General features: G+C 61.0%; 9 protein-coding genes. 5 read left to right on the top strand and 4 right to left on the bottom strand.

Annotated features, from left to right (window positions below; translation table 11 throughout):
* Window positions 1–204: 204 nt before the first annotated feature.
* Window positions 205–1,377 carry a 6-phosphofructokinase gene (locus Mal15_RS03940; RefSeq protein ID WP_147866566.1) on the bottom strand — a complete coding sequence of 391 codons (1,173 nt, stop codon included), beginning with the start codon at window positions 1,375–1,377 and terminating at the stop codon, window positions 205–207.
* 394 nt (window positions 1,378–1,771) lie between these two features.
* Between Mal15_RS03940 and Mal15_RS03935 the strand changes: the two genes are divergently transcribed.
* From Mal15_RS03935 to Mal15_RS03915, 5 genes are all read left to right on the top strand, one after another.
* Complete coding sequence (locus Mal15_RS03935) at window positions 1,772–2,647, top strand: hypothetical protein (protein WP_233903267.1); 876 nt, start codon at window positions 1,772–1,774, stop codon at window positions 2,645–2,647.
* 378 nt (window positions 2,648–3,025) lie between these two features.
* Window positions 3,026–4,051, top strand: coding sequence for a TIGR03546 family protein (locus Mal15_RS03930; RefSeq protein WP_167546625.1), 1,026 nt, complete (start codon window positions 3,026–3,028; stop codon window positions 4,049–4,051).
* A complete protein-coding gene (locus tag Mal15_RS03925; protein WP_147866564.1) occupies window positions 4,048–5,808 on the top strand; it encodes a TIGR03545 family protein in 1,761 nt (586 codons plus the stop codon). The genes Mal15_RS03930 and Mal15_RS03925 overlap by 4 nt, the downstream gene beginning before the upstream one ends.
* Window position 5,809: 1 nt before the next feature.
* On the top strand, window positions 5,810–6,028 hold the full coding sequence (locus Mal15_RS03920; protein ID WP_147866563.1) for a hypothetical protein: 219 nt from the start codon (window positions 5,810–5,812) through the stop codon (window positions 6,026–6,028).
* Window positions 6,029–6,197: 169 nt separating this feature from the next.
* Entirely contained in the window at window positions 6,198–6,851 is a 654-nt protein-coding gene (locus Mal15_RS03915; protein WP_147866562.1) for a response regulator transcription factor, read from the top strand.
* Between the two features lie 514 nt (window positions 6,852–7,365).
* On the opposite strand, the gene rsmH is transcribed toward Mal15_RS03915, so the two are convergent.
* The 3 genes from rsmH to aspS all read right to left on the bottom strand — a co-directional run bounded on the left by rsmH (window position 7,366) and on the right by aspS (window position 11,406).
* The gene (gene rsmH, locus Mal15_RS03910) at window positions 7,366–8,259 is read right to left on the bottom strand and encodes a 16S rRNA (cytosine(1402)-N(4))-methyltransferase RsmH (protein ID WP_315854287.1); all 894 of its coding nucleotides are present in this window, start codon (window positions 8,257–8,259) and stop codon (window positions 7,366–7,368) included.
* Between the two features lie 186 nt (window positions 8,260–8,445).
* Window positions 8,446–9,357 carry a sugar phosphate isomerase/epimerase family protein gene (locus Mal15_RS03905; RefSeq protein ID WP_147866561.1) on the bottom strand — a complete coding sequence of 304 codons (912 nt, stop codon included), beginning with the start codon at window positions 9,355–9,357 and terminating at the stop codon, window positions 8,446–8,448.
* Window positions 9,358–9,627: 270 nt separating this feature from the next.
* Window positions 9,628–11,406 carry an aspartate--tRNA ligase gene (gene aspS / locus Mal15_RS03900; protein WP_147866560.1) on the bottom strand — a complete coding sequence of 593 codons (1,779 nt, stop codon included), beginning with the start codon at window positions 11,404–11,406 and terminating at the stop codon, window positions 9,628–9,630.
* Window positions 11,407–11,426: the final 20 nt, after the last annotated feature.

Raw genomic sequence — 11,426 nt, 5'->3', positions numbered from 1 at the left:
AACGGAAGCTCACCTCAAAAACGGTCCGATGTCTCGACGTACCGGTGAGAGTCTGTTGTTCAACGGACTCGGCGCGGACGAATAGGAGGATCGGTGCGGTGATTTCACTGTGGGAGTGGCATCGCCGGGACCGTTCACTTGCGATTCGGTTTTCAAACAACGGTCGGGTTTCGCGTCACCGCGAAACCGGACCGTTTTTTTGTTTCAACCGTGGAACGGGTTCTGGTAACCCGGCGTGTCACCGAAACACATGCCCATCGCCCGCGCGCTCTGCACGGCCGATCCGCCCGGGTCGACGGTTCGTATTTGATCGACCGCTTCGGCGATGGGAACGTGGCAGATGTCGGGCGGATCACTGCACACCATCCGGCCGAAATTGCGTTCGGTGATCAGCCGTACCGCATGGGCGCCGTATTCGCTTGCCAAGACGCGGTCGAACGTTGTCGGACCGCCGCCACGCTGCAGGTGGCCCAAAACGACGAATCGGACGTCCTGCTCGATCATCCCTTCCAGCCTCTCGGCGACGACTTGACCGATTCCGCCCAACCGGACCTGCATGTTTTGCGATCCGCCGTCGTCCAGCACTAATCCGCCCGATGGCAGATGTGCCCCTTCGGCGACGACGATCAGCGTGAAGTGTTTGTCCAGCGTGCGGCGTTCCTCGATCTTCGCGATGATGTTCTCATAGGTCCAGGGAATCTCGGGAATCAGGATCACGTCCGCGCCGCCGGCGATCCCGCCATGCAGTGCGATCCATCCGGTGTGACGCCCCATCACCTCCAGCACCATCACTCGCTGGTGGCTGGCCGCGGTCGTGTGCAGCCGGTCGAGTGCGTCGGCACAACACAGCACCGCGCTGTTGAAACCGAAGGTAAAGGCGGTCGCTTTGAGGTCGTTGTCGATCGTTTTTGGGACGCCGACCACCGGAATCCCCGCCTCGTGAAATTGCTGCGCCGTGGAGAGTGATCCGTCACCGCCGACGACAATCAGCCCCTCGATTTTCATCCGCTCGATCGTCTCGGCGACCCGATCGACCAGTTTCGGGTCCAGTTCCACCCGGCCGCTCTCCCCGACCCGGGCCGCAAAGCGGCCCTTGTTGGTCGACCCCAGAATCGTCCCGCCCTGGACCAAAATTCCCGCCGTATTTCGCGGGTTGAGCACTTGAAAACGGATCGGATCGACCAGCCCTTCAAAGCCATCGCGAAACCCCACCACATCGTAGCCGAGCCAAAAGGCCGTCTTGGTCGTCGCCCGGATCACGGCGTTCAGCCCCGGACAGTCGCCGCCGGAGGTCAGGATTCCGATCCGCGGGCGATCGCCCAGCCGCTCGCGACCGTAAATGTGCACCTCGCCATTTTCAGTGATTTCAACAGACATCCTGGTAGTGCTCCCGCTGCCGATCGTTTTTCAATGAGTCCCGCACGTTCAATCAGTCCCGCAATGGAGGGGATCCGAGAGTGGCCGAGTCTGCGAACGTAGACTCCGCCGACGCGATCCGACAGTCCAAAAAATAATTCCTAAATACCTTTCTACTTGGTTCTGCGAACACGCCGAACTATGATGAAAACGGCAAGAGGAACGATTTGCGATCATCCCCTGGGGAGGTTCGGGCCGCGAATCCACACGCCTTATTCCTCTGGCCCGGTTTCATCCACCCCAATCGACGCCCTCGCGGCGTCAGGCGGGGTGCTGAAGGTATCCCCATTTCATGGTCGCATCTGGGCGTCAATCTCATCACCCCTGCGGCTCAAATCGCACAAGGAATTCGAACGTGTCCCATCGCACCCAATCAATCGCTGCCCGTCTTGTTTCTCGTCGCCTGTTCGCCGGCATTGTCTCACTGGGCGTTGCCTTCAGTGCCGGTTTGGCAGTTGCCGATGCACCGGCCGAGGACGATGCCGTCCAAGCGGAACTGTTTGCCGCGATCGATGACGGAAAAATCGACGTCAAATTCATTCCGCTCAATACCACCAAAGCGAATGTCATCGTCAACAACCTGACCGACAAACCGATGACCCTGCGTCTGCCCGCCGCGTTCGCCGGTGTCCCGATCAACCGCCAAGGCATGATGGGTGGCATGGGCGGTATGGGTGGCATGGGCGGCGGCATGGGTGGCATGGGCGGCGGCATGGGCGGTGGTGGCGGCCAAGCCATGGGCGGCGGCATGGGCGGCGGCATGGGAGGCATGGGCGGCGGCATGGGTGGCATGGGCGGCGGTGGCATGGGCGGATTCATGCGAATCCCCCCCCAACGCCAACAGAAACTCGCCGTGACGACCGTCTGTCTGGAACACGGACGCCCCGACCCGACCCCGAAAATGGCCTACAAGATCGTCCCGCTGGACTTCGTCACCAAAGACGACCGCGTGCACGTGCTGTGCGAAGCCTTGGGCAACCAGCAGGTCGCCCAGAACACCGCACAGGCAGCCGCCTGGAACCTGATGGACAACCTGTCCTGGGAAAAACTCGCCGCCAAGAATCGTGTGGAAAGCAAGTACACCGGCAACCTCCGCTGGTTCTCGCCGATCGAAATTCAGTCCGCCATGGCGGTCGTCCGCGAAGCCACTCGGATCGCCCAAGCACGCAGCGAATCCGAATCGGAGTCGACCGAATCCGAGTCGGCTGACTCACTTTCCAGCGACAGCTGAACCGGCCACACGCTTGCCTCCCATCCTTTCCAGTTCCCCTTCGACGTTTCAGGTGGAGAGGTAGGAAGATTTTGGAGGACAGGAGCATTGGCGAGACTCAATGGAGGATGCAATTCATCATCTTCCTACCTCCGAAATGTTCTTGCCCTATTTTTGCAGGCCATTAAGGGACGAGGCGAGTAAACGCCCCTCTCTGCCAGAGTTATCACCAACGGCTGACCGCTTCCGGCGCGTCAGCCGTTTTTTATTCCGCCGCACCACAAACTGCTCTGGCAGGTGAAAATGTGCCGGTTGTATTGAATACCGAGCGGTTGACGTGCCGATAAGCCCCTGTGATGGATGCCCGAAAGTGAATTGTGCGCATGGAGGCGCACTGCAATGGTCATATTCTCGCTCAAGCTGATCAACAACGTCCGGAAAGCGATTGCGGGGCGACGCTACCCGCACCAATTGGCCGGCGGAGTTGCATTGGGCGTGCTGCTGGGAATCATCCCGCACGGCAACCTGCTGGCGCTGATCGTTTTGCTGGCCTTGGTGTGCTTTAAGGTCAACCATGCCCTGATGGGTGTGGTTGCGATCGCGGCTTCATTTCTGGCGACTCGACTGGATCCGTACTCGCATCTGGTCGGCGAGTACATGCTGACACACCCGACCGGCAGCGAGTGGGCCAAGCAGGCGTGGGCGTTCCCAGTGGTCCCGTGGACGGATCTGAACAACACCGTCGTGCTGGGCAGCTTTGTGATCGGGACTGCTTCGGTGCTTCCTATCTTCGCGCTGTGCTTGCCCCTGTTCCGCTTGGTCGCCCCGGCAACGGTGTCCGCGGAATCGGTGACCGACGAAGCCGACGCCCCGGCGGAAACTCCCGCGGCCTCGGCGACCACCTCTGCCAGCAATCGCCGCGACGACCAGCATGATACACCCACACCCCAGCGATCGTCCGCCGGGATGGTGCCCGAGACCGACAAGGCGCCCGACTCGGTCGCGCTGATGATCGACCAACAGGATGCGGTTCCGCCGCCGCGGTTTGCCGCCGCCCAAGCCGACACGACGACAGCGCGACGAACCCGTCCGGCGACCGATCCGATCGACGACCTGCTTGCCACCGAACCGATCTTTATCCCGATCGAAACGGCTCATCAGCACGGCGACAACGCGGCGACCGACGCGGCGTCGATCGCCGCTGGAACGGACACGGCGGACAAAATCCCCTCCAACGAACAAATGGTTTCCGTCCACACTCGGATCGACGTGATCCGAATGAAAGACTTCCACGACGACGAAGCAATGCCCGACGGGTCCCACGGTGGCGTCGCCGATCGCGCGAGCAAACCACCGACCGACGAAGCGCTCAACTATCTGCTTCGCCAATTGCGTCACTCTCAGGAAAGGAAAGCGGCAGGATGATTCGCTGGCGATTTGTAGTAACACGACTGTTGATCGTTGCGGCTGTACTGGTGCTGTTCGGCGTCGGCATGGGGCCGGTCGCCAAGTACGTGACCGTCCAAGGCTTGCAGGCCGCGACGGGCGCGAAGGTGGAGATCGGGGCGGCGCACGTCAAACTGTTTCCACCGACGATTCGGTACGAAGACTTTCACGTCGCCGACCCCCGCGATGCCAAAGCGATGCGCGACGCCTTTCGCGCCGACACGATCGAATTGGCGCTCGACGGCGATGCGATCCTGCACCGTCGCTGGGTCGCCCGCGAGGGCAGCATCACGGGCCTGCAAATCGGCGCCAAACGAGACACCAGCGGACACCTGGATCAGCCACAGGAAGACGCCTCACCGAGCATGTCCGACAAGCCCGGTGTGCTGGCAGGTCTGCTCGGCGGCATCACCGATCAACTGGGCGACCAGGCCGAACAGGCGGCCAAAGATTTAGAAACCGTGCGCCGCAGCGAAGCGATCAAAACCCGCTGGGAACGTGAATACGACTCGCTTGCCAAACGTGCCGCCGCACTGGAACAAAAGGTCCGCGATTTCAAATCCAACGCGCGTGACATCGATAACCCGCTTCGCGATTGGGACAAAATCGGCAAGACCGTCTCTCTGGCCGATGAAACGCGTGCCGAACTGAAGTCCATCCTGGCAGCACTGGACGCCGTCCCGGATCAGTTCCGAGCCGACGTCGCGTCGTTGCAACAAGCCAAACAAATCGACCTGGACCGCATCGATCAATACATCCCCGGCGATCTCAACGAGTCTCAGAACTTCGGCATCGACCTGATCAGCCAGGCGGTGCAAAACCAGATCGCCACGATCCGCGACTACTGGGAAGGCGGACGGACGTTGGCCAATTACACGATCGTCGCGCCGGAAACGGAACGTGGACGCGGGATCGACATCGACTTGCTCGGCACCACACGACAACCGAGCATCTTGGTTCGCCGCTTGAAAGTCCAAGGCTTGATGCGCGCCGATGGCAACGCCTACTCAATGACCGGGACCGTCGAAAACCTGACGCCGGATCCACAGTTGTTGGCCGAACCGCTGCGGGCACAATTGCAACTCGAAGGCCCACAAGTTGTCAACGTCGACTACATCCGAGACCGGCGCAACCACTCGGACATCGATCGATTGACATTGCACTGGCCACAATCCGACGCGTCGGATGTCCGGCTCGGCGACGACGGCCGCGCGATGGTGACACTCAGCGGAGGCCGACGCGAGGTCTGGGTTCAAATGCGCAGCGAAGGCGACCAGGTCCAAGGCCGCTTGGTCAGCAAACAGACCGGTGTCCGATTGGAACTGGATGTCGATTCCAAATACGAATCGCTCTCGGCCACCCAAGCCTTGCGCGAAAGCTTGGCCGCCGTCGACACCGTGACCATCGACGCCGGATTCGAAGGCCGATGGGAACGCTTGACCATGAACATGGACACCAACCTGGGTGACATCCTGCGTGACGCCGCCGATACCGCCATCAAGCAACAACTCGCCGCGTCGAAACAGCAGATGAAACAAAAACTGCAGCAGACGTTCGATCAGGAACAAGCCAAACTGGTCGGCTGGTTCAACCAACAACAAGTCGCGGCGCAATCGTTGACCGCCAAGGCCGATGGGCTGCTGGAGGACCTGGGCAAACAACTGCTCGACGGCGTCGACTCGTCCGAAGTCACCATCGGACGCATGAATGATTTTCTCAAGGGCCGGTTCCGTTGAGATGGATTCCGAAGCCCGAATTCGAACCCGGCAGTCGCTGCACCAAATCAACAACGATCTCTCGATCGCTTCGATGACGATTGAACTGATCTCGATCAAGCTGCAACGCGGCGGCGACCACCCGCTGCAAGACGATCTGCTGCAATCGTGTAACGCCGCCCTGGATGCGGTCAAGCGCGCCGGCAAAACCGCAAACCAGACGCTCCACGATCTCCGCTAGTGGTCACGTTGACGATCCAGTCGAAGTGTCGCCGATCTCGCCGCCGGGCCGAATTAGCCGGCGCTAAATTTTCCCTTCACGACGGCCAATCCTCCGAAGCCAAGCCGTTTTTGGTAGACTATGATGTGAGCCAATGTTGTTCATCACTCCAACCCATTGAACGACCAACATGTCGCTGACCAGCACGAATCCGGTGAACGAACTCGGTGCCCCCGATCAAGCAAGTCGACTGTACATCGTCGACGACGAAACCGAACTGCTCGCGACACTTGCCGAATCACTGCGGGCCCTGGGTTTTTCGCCCCGTACCTTCGACCGCCCCGAGGATCTGCTGCAGGCCACCTCGGAAAACGAAGTCGGCTGCGTGATCACCGACCTTCGCATGCCCCGAATCGGCGGCGTGGAACTGCTCAAACGACTCAACGAGCGCGGCACCTGTCTGTCCGTCATCCTGCTGACGGCCTTTGCCGATGTGCCGACGGCCGTCGATGCGATGAAACTGGGGGCCGTCAGTGTGGTCGAAAAACCCTTCGAACTGCAGGCGTTGGCGGACGAAATTCATGCCGCCATGCGCTCAAGTGAACAAGCGTACATAGATCGGCAGGAATTACGCTCGGCCCGACAGCGTCTGGATCATCTCACCGACGAAGAAAAAGCCGTCCTCGACCTGGCCATCGAGGGCCGCCCCAACCGCGAAATCGCTCAACAGCTGGAAATCAGCCCACGGACGGTCGACCGCAGACGCCAGTCCGCACTGCGAAAGCTCCAAGCCGACTCGGTCGCCGAATACGCCGTCTTGAAAACACGCGCCCGGCGGGCCTGAAAACCACCCGATTTAACGACTGCTCCGCAGCGGGCCAGAGCGCGGAAAAAAGTCGGCGAGCCGTGCTTGAGACTTAACTCGTCATCGCTCAACGAGTTACCGCCGCCGGCCCGCTTTGGCCGCCCCAAAACTCAAAAATCTGCGGTTGACCGCACCGGCCAGAGGCGTACTCTAAGGCTACCGATCGAGTCGAATCGACGCGAAACAGGTGGCCGCGGGGTAACCGCCCCCGGAACGTAAACCATTGCTATCTTTCGGTTTGCGGAAAAGGAGGCCCTGGTAAACCGCTCCGGCACCGCGCCGTCGTTTCGATCGACCTATCTTCCGCGAGTTCGCCTCGCGTGGGGTTCACGCGGTCAGCTTGCGGCCACGGGCTGACGATCGTTGATGGCACGGAGTCCTCCGCAAATGTCATCTCCGAAAACCTCACGGACCGGGTACACGACGTGCCCGGTCGCGAACGCTCGCGAAGGTAGCCCCCTCTGAAACGGATGCGGCTTTCTAATTACACCCGCTAGATCCGCTCGGCCACACGCAGCTTTGCACTGCGGGCTCGCGCATTTTCCGCGACCTCTTCCTCACTCGGCCGAAGTGGCTTCTTGGTCAACACGTTCCAGCGATCGTCATCACGAAACGCGTTCTTGACGATCCGATCCTCCAGCGAATGAAAACTGATCACGGCGATCCGTCCGCCAGATGACAACCACTCCGGCGCCTGCTGCAGTGTCCGTGACAGGATGTCCAATTCCTCGTTGACCGCGATCCGTAACGCCTGAAACGTCCGCGTCGCCGGATGGATGTCGTGGTGCTTGCCACGCGGGACACAACGACGACAAATCTCGACCAGTTCGGCAACCGTTCGCACCGGCTCGCGACGCTTCGCCCGGGCAACGATCTCCCTGGCGATCCGCCGACTGAATCGCTCTTCACCGAACTGATAGATCGCATCGGCGATCGCTTTTTCGCCGTTCCTGGCGAGCCATTCACTCGCCGGGATCCCGTTCTCCGGATCGAACCGCAGGTCCAGCGGACCGTCGTGCTGGAAACTGAATCCGCGATCGCGATCAGCCAACTGGTCACTCGACAAACCGAGGTCCAAGACCATCGCATCGGCATACTCCAACCCGCTGGCCTGGAGCGCCGCAGCGGTCTTTTCATAGCTGCCCAAAAACACCGACAACCGATCCACCGCTGGTTCGGATTCGACGCGGGCGAGCACCGCCGGATCGCGATCGAGCCCGATCACCAAGCCACCCTCGCCGACCACATCCAACAACAGACGCGAATGACCACCGGCCCCATACGTCCCATCGACCACCACGTTCGGCGAACACTCGCTGACCCAGTGAACGATCTCCGCGGGCATCACCGAAACATGACAGGGACGGTTGTCGCTTGGCTCAGTCACGTCGGTCCGGCGGTAGGAGAATTCGGATAAGTACGATGGCCCTACACCTCGTTCCCAGGCTCCGCCTTGGAACGCAGTGCCGGTGTGGCTCCTGCCACACGTTGTGCCTGGTCCGGAGGCGGAGCCTCCCGGACCGTGTGTTCCCAGGCGGAGCCTGGGAACAAGTGATAACGTGGCGTTGACGCCCTAAGCGTTGACCGAGCAGTGCAGGGCGGCTTCCATGTTCGCAGCGATTTCCTTCAATCGTGCCAGGTCACCGCCGCCGACTTCTGCCGCGCACCAGCCTTTGAAACCGATCTCGCGCAGCGCCGCTTCGATCCCCGGCCAATCGACGTCGCCCTCGGTGATCTTGGTGAACTTGCCCTCCGCTCGTGAGAATCCTTTGATGTCCAGCTTCTTGATCCTCGGCCCCAGGTCGCGCACCCACTGGGCCACGTCGCCGTATTTCCAATGGTTACCAAGATCGAACTGCAATCCGACCAGGGGCGAGTCGAACTGATCGATGTACTTCGCCAGCGGCTCGACCGATTGATCGCTGCCGCCGTCGTGGTCGTACAGAAAATGGTTCCAGACGTTTTCGACCAAGATCGCGACGTTGTGTTTTTCGGCGGTCGGCAGGGCGGCACGAATGTTGTCGCTGGAACGTTGGTAGACCTCTTCGTGCGTGCCGTCTTTACCGTGCCCGACGACCAGCAAGCAGGAATCGCCGCCGACCGCAGCGGTCTCTTCGATCCCGCGTTTCAGTTTATCCAGGGCTTGGGCGCGAACCGCCGCATCGGGATCGCTGTGGCGAATGTTCCAGTGCGTGCCGCCGACACTGCCGTCGACGATCAATCCGGACGCTTCGGACGCCTTGTTGATTTCATCGGCATCGATCCCCGGGACGTTGACCTCCACGCCTTCAAACCCGGCCTCTTTGGCCGCTTTGAACTTCTCCTCCAACGAGCCCTTGACGCCGATCATGCCGATCTTCAGCGTCTTGCGGATCCAATTCGTGTTCTCGCCGAATTCGGCACGCACGCAGGCCCAAGGCGTTGCCGCGGAAAGCCCGACCGCACCGAGTGCGCCCATGGCTTGAAGTGCAGTTCGTCGTCGCATCTCGATTGTCCTTGTGGTGGGATGGAGGCAGGTGGGGGGAATCCGTGGGATAGGCTTTTCGTAGTCTACCGCGGCTTGGTTTTTGAATGGGCTGGACAGTCGCAGCCCTCTCCGAGGTCGGCGCGGGGCAAAGCTTTTTCGCGCCCGCGCCGAGTTCGGAGAACACGGCGACTTTTCGCAGCTCGCCGAGTTCGGAGAACACGGCGACTCTCCGAAAGCATCGGTAGGCTGGAAACCTATCCCACGTCTCCGCAGATAGCAGCCTCAATTCTACTCGGCTTTCTTCGCCAGGCTACGCAAATGCAGTTCGGTCAGCTGATCCTGGTCGACCGCGCCGGGGGCTTCGGTCATCAGGTCGGACGCCTTCTGCGTCTTGGGGAACGCGATCACTTCGCGGATGTTTTCCAGTCCGGCCAACAGCATCACCCAGCGGTCGACCCCCAAGGCGATCCCGCCGTGGGGCGGTGCACCGAACCGCAGCGCGTTGAGCAGGAACCCGAACCGGTCTTCGGCGGTTTGCTCGTCGATCCCCAGCAACCCAAACACCTTCGATTGAGTCTGCTGGTCGTGGATCCGGATCGTGCCGCCGCCCGCTTCGCTGCCATTGATGACCAAGTCATACGCCTGGGCGCGACAGGCCGCCGGGTCGCTATCGAGCTTTTCCAGGTCACTTTCCAGCGGCGCGGTGAAGGGGTGGTGCATCGCCACCCAACGGCCCGATTCCTCGTCCCGCTCGAACATCGGAAACTCGGTCACCCAGCTGCAGTGCAACTGTTCCGAATCATACAGCTTCAGCTCCGCACCCAACCGTTTTCGCAGCGCGTACAAGCCCTTGCAGGTGACTTCCCAGCTGTCGGCCAGAAACATCAACAAGTCACCGGGTTCTCCGGCCATCAAGCTCTTGATCTCTGCCAGGTGCTCGGCGTCAAAGTTCTTGGCCACCGGACTCCACAGCGAACCATCTTCTTCGACGCGGAACCAGGCGAGTCCTTTGGCGCCGAAGTCCTTGACGAATTCGGTCAGCTCATCGATCTGGCGCCGCGAGTATTTTTCCGCTGCTCCTTCGGCGCGGATGCCGCGGACGAAGTTGCCGGCGTCGGCGGTCGCCCGGAAGACGCGGAACTCGGTCTTCTTGGCGACCGACGTTACATCGACGATTTCCATGCCGAATCGCAAGTCCGGTGCGTCGTGCCCGAACCGCCGCATGGCCTCGTCATAGGTCATCCGCGGCAACGGCAGTTGGACGTCTTTGCCGAGCACGTTCTTGGCGGTTTTCGCGACCAGCCCGTCGATCAAGCCCATGATGTCGTCGGCATCGACGAAGGACATTTCCAGATCCAACTGGGTGAATTCGGGCTGGCGATCGGCACGCAGGTCTTCATCGCGGAAACACTTGGCGACTTGGACGTAGCGATCAAATCCGGCGACCATCAGGATCTGCTTGTACAGCTGCGGGGATTGCGGCAGCGCGTAGAAGTTGCCGGGATGGACGCGGCTGGGGACCAGGTAGTCGCGGGCGCCTTCGGGTGTGCTGCGTCCCAGGATCGGCGTCTCGACGTCGATGAAGTCGTGCTCGGCGAAGTAGTCCCGCATCTCCTTGATGATCGTGCTGCGCAGCACCAGCGCCCGCTGCATTTCGGGGCGTCGCAGGTCCAAAAAGCGGTACTTCAGCCGCAGATCCTCACCGGGCAGATCCGACTGGCCCGGCGTGAACGGCGGGGTCTGGCAGGCGTTCAGCACTTTTAATTCGGGGCAACGGACCTCGATCGCTCCGGTCGCCAGTTTGTCATTCGTCTTGCCTTCCAAGCGGTCGGCGACTTTGCCTCGGACCAGAATCACGCTTTCGGCACCGACGTGCCCGGCCGCATCGATCTTGGCCTGGTCCGCCTCGGGCGGCCCGATCACGACCTGGGTCAATCCGTAGCGGTCACGCAAATCGATGAACACGGCGCCGCCGTGATCACGTTTATTCTCGACCCACCCACAAAGAGTGACTTCGGTTCCGACGTGTTCTTTGCGGAGCTCTCCGCAGTTGTGGGTGCGTAGCACGGGTCTTACTGATTCGGGGG

The sequence above is a fragment of the Stieleria maiorica genome (genome assembly GCF_008035925.1).
In the GTDB taxonomy this organism is placed as follows: domain Bacteria; phylum Planctomycetota; class Planctomycetia; order Pirellulales; family Pirellulaceae; genus Stieleria; species Stieleria maiorica.
The sequence above is the reverse complement of the archived record's forward strand: the minus strand, read 5'-3'. Positions and strand labels throughout refer to the sequence as shown.

Excerpts from the sequence above, each read along its gene's own strand:
- Mal15_RS03905 (WP_147866561.1), bottom strand. The coding sequence starts at position 9,357 with ATGCGACGACGAACTGCACTTCAAGCCATGGGCGCACTCGGTGCGGTC.
- Mal15_RS03915 (WP_147866562.1), top strand. The coding sequence starts at position 6,198 with ATGTCGCTGACCAGCACGAATCCGGTGAACGAACTCGGTGCCCCCGAT.
- Mal15_RS03940 (WP_147866566.1), bottom strand. The coding sequence starts at position 1,377 with ATGTCTGTTGAAATCACTGAAAATGGCGAGGTGCACATTTACGGTCGC.
- Mal15_RS03920 (WP_147866563.1), top strand. The coding sequence starts at position 5,810 with ATGGATTCCGAAGCCCGAATTCGAACCCGGCAGTCGCTGCACCAAATC.
- Mal15_RS03930 (WP_167546625.1), top strand. The coding sequence starts at position 3,026 with ATGGTCATATTCTCGCTCAAGCTGATCAACAACGTCCGGAAAGCGATT.
- Mal15_RS03925 (WP_147866564.1), top strand. The coding sequence starts at position 4,048 with ATGATTCGCTGGCGATTTGTAGTAACACGACTGTTGATCGTTGCGGCT.